Annotated in this window: 13 protein-coding genes and 1 riboswitch; of the genes, 8 read left to right on the top strand and 5 right to left on the bottom strand. The window is 73.7% G+C overall.

Annotation, left to right across the window (positions count from 1 at the left end):
* The first annotated feature begins 56 nt into the window (after nt 1-56).
* The 3 genes from EBO35_RS04695 (at nt 57) to EBO35_RS04685 (ending at nt 2,062) form a co-directional block, all read left to right on the top strand.
* Nucleotides 57-476: a MarR family winged helix-turn-helix transcriptional regulator gene (locus EBO35_RS04695; protein WP_241153863.1), complete on the top strand. Its 420-nt coding sequence runs from the start codon at nt 57-59 to the stop codon at nt 474-476.
* Between the two features lie 99 nt (nt 477-575).
* The gene (locus EBO35_RS04690; protein WP_122816689.1) at nt 576-1,583 is read left to right on the top strand and encodes an alpha/beta fold hydrolase; all 1,008 of its coding nucleotides are present in this window, start codon (nt 576-578) and stop codon (nt 1,581-1,583) included.
* Entirely contained in the window at nt 1,580-2,062 is a 483-nt protein-coding gene (locus tag EBO35_RS04685; RefSeq protein ID WP_122816688.1) for an OsmC family protein, read from the top strand. The genes EBO35_RS04690 and EBO35_RS04685 overlap by 4 nt, the downstream gene beginning before the upstream one ends.
* A gap of 83 nt (nt 2,063-2,145) precedes the next feature.
* Here the strand turns inward: EBO35_RS04685 and EBO35_RS04680 are convergent, their stop codons facing one another.
* Together EBO35_RS04680 and EBO35_RS04675 are read right to left on the bottom strand one after the other, a co-directional pair.
* The gene (locus tag EBO35_RS04680; RefSeq protein ID WP_122816687.1) at nt 2,146-2,754 is read right to left on the bottom strand and encodes a GyrI-like domain-containing protein; all 609 of its coding nucleotides are present in this window, start codon (nt 2,752-2,754) and stop codon (nt 2,146-2,148) included.
* Between the two features lie 70 nt (nt 2,755-2,824).
* On the bottom strand, nt 2,825-5,848 hold the full coding sequence (locus EBO35_RS04675) for a M14 family zinc carboxypeptidase (protein ID WP_241153958.1): 3,024 nt from the start codon (nt 5,846-5,848) through the stop codon (nt 2,825-2,827).
* Between the two features lie 287 nt (nt 5,849-6,135).
* Here EBO35_RS04675 and EBO35_RS04670 point away from each other — a divergent pair, with 287 nt between their 5' ends.
* The 4 genes from EBO35_RS04670 to EBO35_RS04655 are packed head-to-tail and all read left to right on the top strand — an operon-like array spanning nt 6,136 to nt 10,674.
* Nucleotides 6,136-7,491: a GntP family permease gene (locus EBO35_RS04670; RefSeq protein ID WP_122816686.1), complete on the top strand. Its 1,356-nt coding sequence runs from the start codon at nt 6,136-6,138 to the stop codon at nt 7,489-7,491.
* A gap of 31 nt (nt 7,492-7,522) precedes the next feature.
* Nucleotides 7,523-8,449: a LysR substrate-binding domain-containing protein gene (locus EBO35_RS04665; protein ID WP_122816685.1), complete on the top strand. Its 927-nt coding sequence runs from the start codon at nt 7,523-7,525 to the stop codon at nt 8,447-8,449.
* Nucleotides 8,450-8,500: 51 nt separating this feature from the next.
* Nucleotides 8,501-9,748 (top strand): CaiB/BaiF CoA transferase family protein, encoded by a 1,248-nt coding sequence (locus EBO35_RS04660; RefSeq protein ID WP_122816684.1) that lies wholly within the window; start codon nt 8,501-8,503, stop codon nt 9,746-9,748.
* Nucleotides 9,745-10,674, top strand: a complete 930-nt coding sequence (locus EBO35_RS04655; protein WP_206422673.1) for an HpcH/HpaI aldolase/citrate lyase family protein — start codon at nt 9,745-9,747, stop codon at nt 10,672-10,674. The genes EBO35_RS04660 and EBO35_RS04655 overlap by 4 nt, the downstream gene beginning before the upstream one ends.
* Before the next feature lie 18 nt (nt 10,675-10,692).
* On the opposite strand, the gene EBO35_RS04650 is transcribed toward EBO35_RS04655, so the two are convergent.
* From EBO35_RS04650 to EBO35_RS04640, 3 genes are all read right to left on the bottom strand, one after another.
* The gene (locus EBO35_RS04650) at nt 10,693-11,322 is read right to left on the bottom strand and encodes a C40 family peptidase (protein WP_122816683.1); all 630 of its coding nucleotides are present in this window, start codon (nt 11,320-11,322) and stop codon (nt 10,693-10,695) included.
* Nucleotide 11,323: 1 nt separating this feature from the next.
* A riboswitch (cyclic di-AMP (ydaO/yuaA leader) is annotated at nt 11,324-11,471 on the bottom strand.
* 118 nt (nt 11,472-11,589) lie between these two features.
* Complete coding sequence (locus tag EBO35_RS04645) at nt 11,590-12,384, bottom strand: HAD-IIA family hydrolase (protein ID WP_122816682.1); 795 nt, start codon at nt 12,382-12,384, stop codon at nt 11,590-11,592.
* An 88-nt stretch (nt 12,385-12,472) separates the two neighbouring features.
* Entirely contained in the window at nt 12,473-14,182 is a 1,710-nt protein-coding gene (locus EBO35_RS04640) for a M20/M25/M40 family metallo-hydrolase (protein ID WP_122816681.1), read from the bottom strand.
* A gap of 167 nt (nt 14,183-14,349) precedes the next feature.
* Here EBO35_RS04640 and EBO35_RS04635 point away from each other — a divergent pair, with 167 nt between their 5' ends.
* Nucleotides 14,350-15,153, top strand: a complete 804-nt coding sequence (locus tag EBO35_RS04635; protein WP_206422672.1) for a spermidine synthase — start codon at nt 14,350-14,352, stop codon at nt 15,151-15,153.
* Nucleotides 15,154-15,172 lie beyond the last annotated feature (19 nt).

Here is a 15,172-nt window from a genome sequence, read left to right as displayed (position 1 = left end):
TCAGCGGCCCGGCTCGGCGCCGGCCACCTCGGCCCGGAGGCCGATATCCTGCGGCCGTGGCGGGCGAGGTCGGAGTCGAGCTGGGCGCGATGCTGTCGACGCTGCTGCGGCGCGTGGCCGCTGCCGAGCAGGCGGTGCTCGACGAGCACGACCTCGGCATGTGGGACCACGCGGTGCTCTACGCCCTGCGCGCCGGGGCCGCCGCGTCGCAGGCCGAGCTGGCCGAGGCGACGGGGCGTGACAAGACCCGGCTCATCCGGCACCTGGACGCCCTCGAGGCCCGCGGCCTGATCACCCGGACGCCCAACCCGCAGGACCGCCGCCTGCACGTGGTCACGCTCACCGAGGCCGGGCGCGCCGTCCTGGGCCGCTGCCACGAGCGGATCACGGAGGCCGAGGACACGGTCCTCGGCGGCCTCTCGACCGATGACGCGCAGCAGTTCCGGCGGCTGCTCACCAGCCTCACCCGGGACTGAGCCGGAGCAGCCGCCGCCCCAAGCCGTCGATTCACGGTTGCCATTTCGTCTACATATGTAGACGATCTACGGATGGCTACGAATCGCGGCACCGCTCCCATGTTTTCCGCCCGGCCCTGGACGGCGCGAGCCCTCGGGTACGGCGAACGGCTCGCGCCGGACCTGGCCGCCCGGGTCGCGGAGCGGCTGTGGTGGCGGATCCCGACGCCCCCGCCCCCCGCGCGCCGGAACCGGCACGTCCACCAGCGCGGGCAGCCCCTCCGGGTGCGGCCCGAGGGGCTCGACCTCGCCGTCCACGTCTTCGGCGCCCCGGACGCGCCGACCGCCTACCTCGTGCACGGCTGGGGCGGCTGGTGGCAGCAGTTCGCGTCCGTCGTACCCGTGCTCGTCGACGCCGGCTACCGCGTCGTGGCGTACGACGCGCCCAGCCACGGCGACTCCGGGCCGGGGCGCTACGGCGCCAGCACCCGGGTGATGGAGATGGCCCGGGCGCACGAGCTGATCGTGGAGCGGTTCGGCCCCAGCCACCTCACCCTCGCGCACTCCGTCGGCGCGATGGCGGTGATGTGGGCGCACGAGTCCGGGACCCCGGCCCGGGCCTTCCTCCTGTACTCCCCCGCGGTGCGGACCGAGCCGATGATCGAGTTCCTGGGGCGAGCGGTCGGCGCGGGTCCGCGCACCATCCAGCGCCTGGGAGCCCGGATCGAGCGCACCCTGGGTCGCTCGCTGCGGGACTTCGATGTCACGGACATGCTGGGCCGCCTCGACCCCCGCGATCCCCCGCCGATGCTCGCCGTCCACGACCGCGGGGACGTCCAGACGCTGGCCCGGGACACCGACGAGCTCGTCCGCGGGTGGCCGGGCTCGCGGCTGATGCTGCGGGACGGCTCCGGGCACGCCGGCGTGCTGCGGGACGGGGAGGTCCTCGCCGCGACCCGGCGGTTCGCCGAGGCAGTCCATCCGGCCGGATCGCCCCGGCGTACGACGGACCGCGTCACGATGCCGCCAAGTCCGCGACAACTGGCGGAAATGGGGGTGTCCTCCTCCGGGCTCCGGCGACAGGATGCCTGGGAGACCCCGGGCCCCAGCGAACGGAGCGCACGATGAACAGGGACCACCGCTACGCCGTCGCCCTCGCCTGGACCGGCAACCTCGGCACCGGCACCCAGGGCCACGGGTCCTACAGCCGCGACCACGAGGTCACCGTCGAGGGAGTCGCCCCGATCGCCGGGTCCTCCGACGTCTCCTTCCGCGGCGACCCGGCGCGCTGGAACCCCGAGCAGCTGCTGCTCGCGTCGGTCGCCCAGTGCCACATGCTCTGGTACCTCAGCCTGGCCGTCTCGGCGGGGATCACCGTCGTCGAGTACGCCGACCAGGCCACCGGCCTGATGACCGAGCACGCCGACGGCGCGGGTCAGTTCGTGTCGGTCACGCTGCGCCCCGAGGTCACGATCACCGACGCGGAGGACTCCACCCGGGCCCACGAGCTCCACGACCAGGTGGGCTCGTACTGCTTCGTCGCCCGGTCGGTGAACTTCCCCATCCGCCACGAGGTCACGATCCGCGCAGCCGGGGACGGGAGCTGACCGGCTCGCGCTCGGCCTCGGCGTCGGTCCGAAAGGCGGGTGGGGCCGCACCACCCCACCAGTTTTTCGGCGGACAGTCGCGGCTACTCCACCGGCTGCCGCAGGATCGTCCGCAGCCTCGAGGCCTCCACCTTCCGCGGGTCGCTGAGGTAGATCTCGTGGTGCCGGCCGGTCATCCGCAGGCCGGCGCCGGGGAGGAACTCGTCGTGCAGCTCGGCGAGCACGCTGGCCTCGTCGTCGTAGGACCCGATGTGCAGCGTCTGCACGCAGCGCCCCTCGTGGAGCGTCTCCAGGCGCACCCGGTCGAGCCCGGGCGGGCGCTTCTTCTCGGCCACGGTGGCGAGCGCACCGTCGACCATTTCCGCGGAGATCCAGTCGGGCACCAGGAGCATCACGGTCCAGTCCCACTGGGACTTGTCCCGCGCCGACGTGAACGCCGCCATGCTCGCCGCCCACCACAGCGCCTCCAGCGGCGGCACTACGTAGTCCCGGCCGAGGTCCCGCTTGCTGGCGAACTTCAGCGTGTAGGCGACCGGGTAGAGGGCCGCGACCGCCTCGGCGTACTCCGGCGCCGAGTTCGGGTCGCCGTGCCCGTCGACCATCAGGTACTGCTGCGGCGGGACATCGAGGACCCGGAACTCGCCCGGGCGCGCCCGGTAGCCGTCCAGGGTCTTCTTGAGGTCGACCTTCACCGCGCCACTCTCGCACGCACGCGGGGCCGGTGACGGCGTCCGCGGACGCCGTCACCGGCCCTTGCCGGACTCAGCGGCGCACCCGCAGGCGCACGACCGCGCGGTCGCCCTCGAGGTTGTCGTTGCCGCGGAACACCACCCGCAGCACCTTCAGACCGGGGCTGGCGAAACGCGGCAGCCGGAACGTGATCCGGCCCCGCGGGTTGACGGTCCCCGCGGCCAGCACCCGGTTGCCCTGCTGCACCAGCACCTGGCCGCGCACCGGTACGCCGGAAGCGCGCACCGCCGCGACCAGGCGGGCCCGGGTCCGCGCGGGCGGACCGCTGGTGCGGACCGGGTTCGGCCGGACCGAGATCACCCGGACGGTGGCCGCGGCCTTGGTGACCCGCAGCCCGACCGGCGTCGACGTGCTCGGCGCCAGCGCCGCGTCACCGCCGTACGCCGCGGTGATCAGCCGGGTGCCAGCTGTCTTGAACGCGTCGAGCCGGACCGTCGCCCGCCCGGACCCGTCGAGCCGAGCCGAGCCGACCCGGACGCCGTCGGCGCGCACGTCCACGACCCCGGTCGGGACCGGCTGGTCGCCGGCGCCCGTCGCGGTCACCTGCACCTGGGCGCGCACCCCCGCCTTGCCGGCGGTGACGCGCTTGCGGTCGAGCTTCAGCGTCACCGCGGAGCCGGCGAGCGGCGGCTCCCACCCGACCTGGGCGATCCAGGTCCGGTAGTTGCCCTCCCGGCCCGGGACGAAGTTCCGCTCCACGTTGCCGGCGCTGTCGACAGTGATCCAGCGGATCTCGGTGCCGATCGGCACCCGGATCCGCTCGCCGCCCTCGCGCACGCCGGCCGCGGCGTACATGGTCGAGCTCAGGTTCGGGACCGTGCCGTCGAGTGTGTAGAACACCGCCGCCGGCTCGTTGGTCTCGAACTCGACGTTGACCTTGCCGGCCTCGGAGCTCTCGGTGACCTTCACCGTGCTGAACGGGTCGACCCGGTCGGTGTCGAGGTCCCGGGCGACCCGGAGCATCTCCACCAGGCCGTTGGCGTACTCCATCGTCTCCTCGTGGGCCGAGGCGCCGTTGGGGTCCGGGCTCTCGAACGGCGGCTGGAACTGGGTGCCGACCTCGAAGTTCCAGGCGTAGATGCCGTGCTTGTACCAGTTCATGTCACCGGAGTTTCCGGCCGCGGAGTAGAGCACGTCCGCGACCGGACCGGTGCGGGCCGGGGTCACCGACATGCCCCGGTGCCGCTTGATAGCGGTGAGGATCCGCGACGAGGCGCCCCAGAAGAACTCCTCCTCCTCCAGCGTCGGGCGCGGTGCCGTGACCCGGCCCTCCTGGCGGTAGGCACCCGGGGACCACATGAAGTAGTTGCCCGAGCTGTGCACGTTCATCGAGAACGTCATGTTCGGCCGCGCGGCGACCCAGTCGACGTTGCGCGACTCCGACTCGGAGAGCTCGCCCGGGCCCGCGAAGGTGCCGCTGGTGCAGAGCGGGGAGGCTCCGGCGTACCCGTCGAAGAGGCTGTACTGGTCGTAGTTCCGGTTGACGTCGACACCCCACGAGGTGCGGGCGTTCGCGTCGTTGGCCTGCCCCTCGCCGCAGTAGCGCACCAGGTTCTTGCGCTGGGAGGCGAAGTCGTAGAAGGAGTAGTGCCCACCGTCGGGGTTGACCGACGGCATGATCCAGACCTCGAGGTTGTCCAGCAGCTCGCGGGTGGGCTCGTGGGTCGCGTAGTTGCGCAGCAGCCGCTCGGCGGTCTCGATGCTGACCAGCGGCGGCACCCACTCCCGGGCGTGCTCCTGGGCGTAGAAGAACACCCCCGGCTTGGAGCCGTCCCGGACCTTGCCGAGCTTCAGGGCGTAGACCGGGTGCGGGTCGCGGGAGACCGTGGCCGGCGCGTTCAGCCCGTCGCTGAGCTGCACCGCACCCGCCGGCACAATGCCGGTCCCGGTCGAGCCGCGGTAGGTGTAGGCGTTCACCAGGGCGGCGGCCGCCGGGTTCGCGTCGATGGCCGCGACCACCTGCGCCGCGGTGCTGGTCGCGGCACCGGCGGCGTCGGTCGCCGAGGAGACCGTGATCTCCGAGCCGCTCACGGTCACGGTGAGCGGCGCGTCGGGCGTTCCGGGGTGTACGACGGTCACGCGCACGTCGTTCCCGCCCTGGTGCCCCCAGGCCACCGAGTCCAGGCCGACCCGGTCGGCGTCGGTGGTCCCGAGCAGCCCCTGGGCCTGCCGCCGGTAGCCGTTGGTCTGGTGAGGCAGCGTGACGCGCTCGGCGAGCTGCGGGAAGTCCGCGGCGAGCTGCCCGATCCGGTCGTAGAGCTCGGTCGGGGTGAGGTAGGAGCGGACGAAGTCCTGTTGGTAGCCGGGCCCCTTGAACGGGTCGTCGCCCGGCGCGGGCAGCCACTCCTCGACCTTGGCGATGGCCACGTCGCCGCTGGGGCTGGTGATCCGCACCCGGTCGGGCCTGGTCGTCACCGGGCTCGCGCCGCGGTGGTAGAGGTAGACCCCGGCGTCGACGAACCGGTCGATGGTCTGGGTGCCGCCACTGCCGAGCTCGGTGCCCGGCCCGCTGTCGCGCTCGACGGTCAGGGGCGCGGCGTCGGTCTGACCGGAGGCCCACTTCGCCTCGACCGAGAGCATCGGGGTGCCGAAGCTCGTGTAGTAGTCCGCGCGGATGATCCGGACGTCGGAGACGTCGGGGTTGGTCGCGTCGGCGGCGAAGGCCCGGTTCTCGGCGCGGTTCGCCTGGATCGTCGCCCGCCGCTCGGCGAGCGCGTCCTGGGTGTCCTGCTCGGTGTGGAGCACCTTGCCGATGTCGAACCCGAGGCCCTCGAGGGTCGCGACCTCGCTCGGGGTGACGACCGCGCGCACCTGGAGGCCGTCCGCGTCCTGGCGCACGCCGTGGTCGAGGTCGACGCCCGTTGCGACCAGCCGGTCGAGCTCCGCGGTGCCGGAGAGCCGGACCTCGACGACGTCGGGGGTCTCACCGGCGTCGCGCTGCAGGACCGGCGGGTCCTGGGCCGAGGAGGAGCTGCCGGGGGCCGCCGCGGAGACCTGGCCCGGGACGCCGGCGGCCGCGAGGCCGGCGAGCGCCATCGCGGTCACGGCGAGTCCGAGGCGGGACCGGCGGGCGGGTCGGTGCGGGGAACGGTGAGGGAGGGAGGAAGGAGACATGCCGAGCCTCTCGCTTCGATGAGTGTGACCCGGATCACACTCGCTAAGCGCACCGAACCCCATCGGGGCCGCGCACGTCAAGGCCGAGATATCAGCATTGCTGATACCTCCCCCGGCCGGGGTGCTCTACCGCCGTCCTGCGAAGCATGGTTCCCTCGACCCTCGTCACGGCCGCCGACGGGGCCGCCAGGTGATCGAGAAGGAGCCTCATGACCATCCTGCACGCCTGCATCGCCATCGCCGCGGTGCTGGTCCTCATCATCTGGGTCAAGGTCGAGCCCGTCATCGCGCTGGTGGTCGGCTCGCTCTACCTCGGCCTCGCGGCCGGTGTCGGCCTGACCGGGACCCTGGACGCGATCGCCCTCGGGTTCGGCGAGATCATGGCCGAGGTCGGGCTGCTGATCGGCTTCGGCGTCCTGGTCGGGTCGCTGCTCTTCGCGCTCGGCGCGCTGCAGAACCTCGTCGGCCTGCTGCTGCGCCTGCTCGGCGCGCGCCGGCTGCCGTACGCGATCAGCGCGGCGCTCACCACGCTGTTCCCCTCGATCTACGTCGACGTCCAGCTGGTCCTGGCCGCGCCGCTGGCCCGGTCCGCCGCGCCGCAGCTGGGCAAGAACGGCCTGCCGCTCCTGGCCGGCTCGCTCACCGCCGGCATCCTGGTCGGCTACGTCTTCATGATCCCCGGCCTCGGGACCCTCTCGATCGCGGGTCTGCTCGACATCCCGCTCGGCGAGATGCTGCTCTTCGGCCTGATCGTGGCGCCGCTGACCGCGGTCCTCACGACGTTCGCCTTCAAGCTGATCCTCGACGCCGGCTTCTGGAAGCCCGAGCGTGACGAGCACGCGAGCGCCGCGCTCCTGGAGGAGGAGCAGGTGCAGGCCGAGCAGGAGGAGACCCGCGCCTCCACCCCGCCGCTGGCCGTGTCGCTGCTGCCGATCCTGGTGCCGCTGCTGATGATCGCCTTCGGCGCGATCGCCGAGACCGCCGGCTTCGACAACGAGGTCACCGCGTTCGTCGGCAACGCGGTCTTCGCGCTCTTCGTCGGCCTGGTCGGGGCCTACGTCCTGTCCCGCACCAGCCTGGGCCGCGAGCGGACCGACGACGCGATCGGCCGTGGCCTCAACACCACCGGCCAGATCCTGCTGATCACCGGCGTCGGCGGCTCGCTGGGCGCGGTGATCGGCGAGACCGACCTGGCCGACGTGCTCGGCGACCTGTTCTCGGCCGAGGCGGGCGCCCCCGTGGTGCTCACGATCCTGCTGGCCTGGCTGATCGCGGCCCTGCTGCACTTCGCGATCGGCTCGATCTCGGTCGCCGCGATCGCTGCCGCCGGCATCATCACGCCGGTCCTGGGCTCGCTCGACGTGGCCCCGGTCGTCGTCGCCCTGGCCATCGGCGCCGGCGCCCTGTTCGCCCTGCAGGTGAACAGCAACTTCTTCTGGATGTTCCAGAGCCTGCTGGGCGTCTCGACCCAGGGAGCGCTCAAGGCCCTGACGCTGGTCACCGGCCTCGCGTCGCTGATCGCGCTGCCGATCATCATCGTGCTGGGGTTCCTGGTGCCCGCATGACGCGGCGCCGGTACGCCGCCGGAGGCCGGGCATGGACATCGGCCCGCTGAGGGACTTCATCCGGGTCGTCGACGCCGGCAGCCTGTCCCGCGCCGCGGTCGGGGCCGGGGTCTCCCAGCCGGCGATGAGCCAGCGGATGGCGCAGCTGGAGAAGGAGGTCGGCCGCCGGCTCCTCGAGCGCGGGCCGCGCGGGGTGGAGCCGACCGCCGCCGGGCTCGAGCTCTACCGCGGCGCCCAGCAGATCGTGCGTCAGGTCGACCGCCTCGGCGAGTCCCTCGGGGGCGGCACCCGCGACCTGCGCGGCAGCGTCTCGGTCGGGCTGCCGGCGACGGTGGCCGCCGGCCTGGTCCCCGAGCTGGTCCCGCTGGTGCGCGAGCGGCACCCCGGCGTCCGCCTGGAGCTGTTCGAGTCGATGAGCGGCTACATCCAGGAGCTGCTCGGCCGGGGCCGCCTGGACCTCGCGGTGCTCTTCCGCGACGACGACCGCGAGCGACCCGGCGAGGTAGCCCTCTACGAGGAGGAGCTGTTCTGGGTCAGCGCCGCCGCGGCCGACCCCTCGCTCGAGCCGGCGCACCCGCGGGACCTGGCCGGGCGGCCGCTGGTCGCCCCCGGGGAGCGCAGCAACCTGCGCGACCTGGTCGAGCGGTCCTTCGCCGCTGCCGGGGTGGTGCCGAACGTCGTGGCCGACGTCGAGTCGCTGGCCGCCATGGTGCGGATCGCCCAGCGCGGCGAGGCCAGCGCCGTCCTGCCGCGCTCGGCCGCATCGGCGTACGCCGGTCCGCCGCTGGCCTTCCGGCCGCTGGAGCCCGCCGTACGCCGCACCGTCGCGGCCTGCGTGGCCCCCGAGTTCTACGAGCCCCGCCTGGCCGTGCTGGCCGTGCGGGACGCCGTGGTCGACGCCGTCCACCGGATGGCCGACCGTGGCGACTGGGCCGGCATCACCCCGGTCCGCCGCTGACGCCCCCGACCCCTGAATCACTGCAGCACTGAAGAGAGGAACCACTCCCCCATGAACGACTCGTCCCGGGCGCCGCTGGCCGGCCTGCGGGTGCTCGACCTGTCCACGATGATCGCGGCTCCGCTGGCGGCGACGCTGCTCGCCGACTACGGCGCCGAGGTCGTCAAGGTCGAGATGCCCGGTCCCGGCGACCACGTGCGGCGCTTCGGCGCCCAGAAGGACGGCCACGGCCTGTACTGGAAGGCGCTGAGCCGCGGAAAGAGGAGCGTCTCGCTCGACCTGCGCCGCCCCGAGGGCAAGGACCTGCTGCGCCGGTGGATCGAGCGGTTCGACGTGGTGGTGGAGAACTTCCGGCCGGGCACCCTCGAGCGGTGGGGCCTGGCCCCGGACGACCTGCGGGCGATCAACCCGCGGCTGATCGTGCTGCGGGTGACCGCCTACGGCCAGGACGGGCCGTACGCCGCGCAGCCCGGCTTCGGCACCCTGGCCGAGGCGCTGGCCGGCCTCGCGTCGGTCTCCGGCTACGAGGACCGTCCGCCGCTGCTGCCGGCCTATCCGCTCGCCGACATCATGGCCGGGAACCTCGGCGCCACCTCGGTGCTCGCGGCGGTGCAGCGGCGCCATGCCACCGGCACCGGTGACGTCATCGACCTGGCGATCTACGAGGCGGCACTCAAGCTCGTCGAGATCAACATCCTGGAGTACCAGCAGCTCGGCACCGAGCACGGCCGCACCGGCAACCGGTACGGGCCGGCCGCGCCGCGGGGCAGCTACCAGTGCCGCGACGGGCTGTGGATCGCGCTGTCCGGCAGCACCCAGGCGATGGCCGTGAACGTGCTGCGCACGATCGGCGGCGAGGAGCTGGTCGCCGACCCGCGCTTCGCCACGAACGCCGAGCGGCGCGAGCACGTGGAGGCCCTGGACACGCTGATCTCGGACTGGTGCGCCCAGCGGGACCGCGAGACCGCACTGAGCGAGCTGACCGCCGGCGGCTGCGCGGTGGGGCCGCTGGAGTCGGTCGCGACGATGCTGGACAACCCCCAGGTCGTGCACCGCGGCTCGATCGCCACCGTCGAGGACCCCGACCTCGGCCCGATGGCGATGACCGGGATCTACCCCCGCTTCCAGGAGGCGGAGACCAGCATCGGCCGCCTCGGGCCGGCCGACGTCGGCGCCGACACCGACGAGGTGCTCGGCCGTGACCTGGGCCTGGACGCCGCCGAGCTCGCCGAGCTCCGCGCCGCCGGCGTCACCGACGGCCCGGCCGGCCCCGCCGCCCCGATCCCGGGCGCCCCGTGAGCCCCGCGAGCCCGGCGGGCCCTGCGAGCCCCGCGAGCCCTGCGGGCACCGAGGCCGCGCTGACGCGGCGGACCCAGCTCTTCGTGCCGGCCAACCGGCCCGAGCGGGCCGCCAAGGCCGCGCTGGCCGGGGCGGACGCGGTGATCGTGGACCTCGAGGACAGCGTGGCACCGGCGGCCCGCCCCGCCGCCCGGGCGGGCCTCGCGGACGCGGTCGCCGCGATCCGGGCGGCCCGCGCCGGCCTGCACGTGCTGGTCCGGGTGAACGCGGACGCCGACCTCGCGGTCGACGTCGACGCCGCCGTGGCGGCCGGCGCGGACGGCGTGCTGGTGCCGAAGGTCGAGTCTGCCGACCGGGTGGGCGAGGTCGACGCGCTGCTCGACCGGGCCGAGGACGACCACGGCGTACCGCCGGGCCGCACCGAGGTGCAGCTGCTGGTGGAGACCCCCCGCGGCCTGCTCGCGGTCGCCGACATCGCCGCCGCTGGAGCCCGGACGGTCGCGCTGATGCTCGGCACCGAGGACCTCTCGGCGGAGCTGGAGATCGATCCGGCCGCGCCCGACTTCGACCTGCGCTGGGCGCACGGGCTGGTGCTGTGCGCGGCGCGCGCCCACGGCCTGGCGCCGTACGGGCTGCTCGGCACCCTGGCCAACTTCCGCGACCTGCCGGCGCTGGAGCGCGACGCGCAGCGCTCGCGCGCGTTCGGGTACGTCGGCGCCCTGTGCATCCACCCCGCCCAGGTCCCGGTGCTCAGCGAGGCGTTCGGGCCCACCCCCGCGGAGGTCGAGCACGCCCGCGCGGTGCTCGCCGCGCTGGCCGAGGCCGAGCGGGCCGGGACCGCCGCCGTGCAGCTGGACGGCCGGATGGTGGACACCCCGATGGCGCACCGCGCCCGCCGGCTGCTGGCGCGGGCCGAGCGGGCGTAGCGCCCGGCCGCGTCGGCCTTACTTGAAGCGCAGCGTCCCGGGGAACCAGGAGTTCGTCCAGATCGGGGCGCGCTGCACCCGCTGGTTGCCGTACGGCGCGTGCACGATCATCCGGCGGCCGCGCTCCCAGCCGGTGAACACGCCGACGTGGTAGACGCCGCCGCTGCCGGTGAAGAACACCATGTCGCCCTTGCGCATGCTCTTGCGCGCGATCCGCTTGGCGAAGCCGGCCTGGGCCGAGGAGGTCCGCGGGATGCCGCGGAAGCCGGCCCGGCGGAACGAGTAGTACATCAGTCCGGAGCAGTCGAACGCGTTCGGCCCGGAGGCGCCGTACTGGTAGCGGTCGCCCTTCTGGCGACGCGCGGTGTTGACCGCGTTGCTGATCTTGCGGGCCACCTGGCGGCGGTGGGTCTGGCGGGCCGCGGCCCGGCGCTGGGCCTTGGCGCGCTGGGCCTTGGCGCGCTGGGTCTTGGTGCGCTGGGCCTGGGTGCGCTGGTCGGCCGCGGCGGGAGCGACCGCCGGGTTGGCCGAGGCGGCGGTGGCGGTGGCGGTGGGAGCCGGGGCTGCGGTCATCAGACCGGCGGCGAGGGCGCCGGCGCCGACGACGCGGACGCCGGCGCGCAGGCAGGAGGACAGGTACGTGGACATGAGAATCCCTTCCCACGCCTGTGAGGTGAGCTGTCGGGTTCGGGCGAGGAAGGTGCCCGGCCGCCTCTCGGCGGCTTCACCCCGAGCGGTCCGTGGACCGCGTGGAACCGGTGGGTCCCCCACTCCTGCCCGTGAAGTGCTTCTGGTGGCCGGGGGCGGTCGGGCAGGACTCGGCGTACCCGCCCCCGGGGTGCTGGTTGCAAACGAAGCGTCGACGGTAATCCCGAACCCGGGACCCTGCCAAGTCCCGACCGGGTGAGACGACGCTCACGCGCCGACCAGGTCCACCAGGTCCGCGATCGAGTCGACCACCCGGGTCGGCCGGTACGGGAACGTCTCGACCTGCTCGGGGCGCGTGGAGCCGGTCGTCACCAGCACCGTGCGCAGCCCCGCCTCGAGGCCGCTGATGATGTCGGTGTCCATCCGGTCCCCGACCATCACCGTGGTCTCCGAGTGCGCCTCCAGCCGGTTCAGCGCACTGCGCATCATCAGCGGGTTCGGCTTGCCGATGAAGTACGGCGTGCGCCCGGTCGCGGTGCTGATCAGGGCCGCCACCGACCCGGTCGCGGGCAGGGTTCCGTGCTGGCTGGGCCCGCTGGGGTCGGGGTTCGTCGCCAGGAACCGCGCCCCGCCCTCGATCAGCCGGATCGCCCGGGTGATGGCCTCGAAGGAGTAGGTGCGGGTCTCCCCCAGCACCACGTAGTCGGGGTCCCGGTCGGTCATCACGTAGCCGATGTCGTGCAGCGCGGTGGTCAGCCCCGCCTCCCCGACGACGTACGCCGTGCCGTAGGGCCGCTGCTCGGCGAGGAACTGGGCGGTGGCCAGCGCCGAGGTCCAGATCGACTCCTCCGGGACGTCGATGCCGCTGCCGAGCAGCCGGGCGCGCAGGTCGCGGGGCGTGTAGATCGAGTTGTTGGTGAGCACCAGGAAGCGCAGCCCGGACTCCTTGAGCGCCTCCACGAACTCCTTGGCGCCCGGGATCGGGACGTCCTCGTGAACGAGCACCCCGTCCATGTCGGTCAGCCAGGTCTGCACGCGTGCGGTGTCCAGGTGCGGGCTCATAGGGCCATCATCGCGCCCCGGGCACACCGCAGGGGCGGGTCTCCCGGGACCCGCCCCTGCCTGTGGTGCCTGCGACCGGCGGCCGCGCTCAGCGGGCCCCGAGCTCGGTGCCCGCCACGTGGTGCCGGCCGTGGCCGGACCCCGCGGCGAACTGCTGCACGCCGGCCGACTTGTCGTGCTTGGCCCCGTGCTTCTTGCCGTGCTTGTGCCCGTGCTTGTGCCCGTGCTTCTTGCCGTGCTGGTGGCTGCGCACCCCGTTGACCGCCTCGGTGCTGCGGGCGAAGGTGACCACCGCGGTGGCGATCGCGTCGGAGTTCACCGACAGCGCGCCCATGTTGATGTTGCCGCGCAGCCAGTAGTCCTCGTCCAGCTGGTCGTAGAGCTCCTCGTCCTGGCCCTCACCGGTGAAGTTGTCGCAGGGCTGGTGGTAGCACGGGTCGTACGCCGCGCCCGCCACGCCGCCGTACCGCGCGGCCTCCTCCTCGGTCTTCACGCCCTCGGCACCGGTGAACAGCCCACCGGCCGGGATGCCGACCGCGATGAACGGCCCGTAGTCGGAGCGGCCGGAGAACTCGCTGTCCTGGAACGGCTCCCCGCGGCGGGTGTAGAACCGCTCGAAGACGTCCTCGATCTCCGCGGACCCCTCCGGGATGAACCCGTCGGGCGCCGTGCCCCCGGAGTTGTCACCGTCGTAGACGCCGAAGATGTAGTTGGGCGAGGCCACCATGTCGAAGTTCAGGTAGAGCGCGATGTCCTCGGCCTGGTCCTCGGACAGCTGGCTGACGTAGTACTCCGAGCCGAGCAGCCCGTTCTCCTCCGCACCCCACCAGGCGAACCGGACCTTGTTGGCGGGGCGGATCTTGAGCTTGGCCATCTTGCGGGCCACCTCGAGCAGCGCGGCGCTGCCCGAGCCGTTGTCGTTGATGCCGGCGCCCTCCTGGACGCTGTCGAGGTGCGCGCCGGCCATGACCACGTTGTCGGAGCGGCCCCGCCGGGTCTCGGCCGTGACGTTCCAGGTGCTCCGCTCCTCGGTGGTGTAGTCGACGGTCACCGACACCGTCGCCCCCGGCAGCGAGGCCAGGTCCACGCCGGTGTCGTAGGTCGCGAAGACCGCCGGGATGGTCAGGCCGGTGGCGTCGCCGATCATGCCGACCAGCCCGGTGCGGCCCGGCTGTCCCTCGTTCATCACGATCACTCCGGCCGCCCCCGCCGCCTGCGCGTTGAGGATCTTGATCGTGAAGTCGCAGGTCCCGCGCTGCACCAGGGCGATGCCGCCGGCCGGGAAGCCGGCGAAGTCGGTGGTCTCGCAGCCGCTGCTGCTGGAGTTCGGCGGACCCGCCGGGTTCAGCACCAGGTCGACCGGGGTGATCGGCCCGCTCGCGGTGCCCTCCGGCACGCCGGTGTCGAAGTTCCCGCGCAGGAAGTCCTGCTCGTCGACCCAGGTGGTCGGCTCCCCGGTGGTCCGCTCGAGCGCGGAGTTCTCCTCGAAGTAGTCGAAGGTGAACTCCTGCACCCGCGGGCGGTAGCCGGCGCGGCGTAGCTGGTGGGCGACGTACCCGACCGAGGCCCGGTAGCCGGGCCGGCCCGCCGCCCGGTCGCCGTACCGGTCGGTGATGCGCTGGAACGCGCTCAGGTGCCGGGCCACGCCCTGCGCGGTGACGGCCCTGGTGATCTGGTGCACGGAGTTCTTCGGCGGGCCGTGGTGGCCCCGGTCCGCCTCGGCCGGGACCGCGGTGGCGGTCCCGAGGAGCGCCAGCGTGGCACCCGAGGCGACGACCGCGCGGAGGGATCTGGACATCGTTGTCACTCCTTCGTCGGACCCGGAGGAGGGTCGCACCGGGTCCCGCGAATCTAGGACGGGGCCGGGGTGTTGAACAGGCCTCCGCGGCCCCGCGCCCGCCGACTCGCCCGACTCCGGGCGAAGATCCCCAATGTTGCGGATCCGGGGCACGAGAGGATGGCCCGATGCCCGCCGAGATCGTGCCCGCCGACCACCCGAACGCCTATGTGCTTCGCCTCGACGGCCACGACCAGTCCCACGTCGATCTCGCCGACCCCACCCGCCTGGCCTTCGACTACGTGCGCCGGATGGGCGACGTCCTGGACGCCTGGGGCCGACCCGGTGAGCCGGTCCGGGTGGTGCACGTCGGCGGCGCCGCGATGACCCTGCCCCGCTACGTCGCCGCGACCCGCCCGCGCTCGGCGCAGGTGGTGCTGGAGCCGGCCGCCGACGTCACCGAGCTGGTCCGCGAGGAGCTCCCGCTCCCCCGGCGCAGCGGGATCAAGGTCCGGCCCGTCGACGGGCGCACCGGGCTGGCGGCCTTCCGCGCGGAGTCCCTCGACGTCGTGCTCGTCGACGCGTACGCCGGGGGCCGGGTGCCCGGCGACCTGGTCACGGCCGAGCACGCCGCCCTCGCCGCCCGGGTGCTCGCCCCGGGCGGCCTGCTGCTGCTCAACCTCGTCGACCGGGCGCCGTTCGCCTGGACCCGGCGGGTGGTCGCCGCGGTCCGCACCGCGTTCCCCGAGACCATGATCAGCGCGGAGCCCGCAACCCTGCGCGGACGCCGGGCCGGCAACCTGCTGCTGGTCGCCGGCCGCGACGGCGTCCCGCTCGCCGACCTGCGGGCCCGCGCGGCGAGCTCCCCCGCGCCGTACCGGGTCCTGGACGACCGCCAGGTCAGCGACTCGATGGGGGCGGGGAGCCGTTCACCGACTCCGACACCGCGCCGTCCCCGGCCCCATGACACCGCGCCGTCCCCGGCGCCATGACACCGCGCCGTCCCCGGCG

It is taken from the genome of Nocardioides pantholopis (assembly GCF_003710085.1).
Classification (GTDB): domain Bacteria; phylum Actinomycetota; class Actinomycetes; order Propionibacteriales; family Nocardioidaceae; genus Nocardioides; species Nocardioides pantholopis.
Note: the sequence above shows the minus strand (reverse complement) of the source record. Positions and strands in the feature narration are given on the sequence as shown.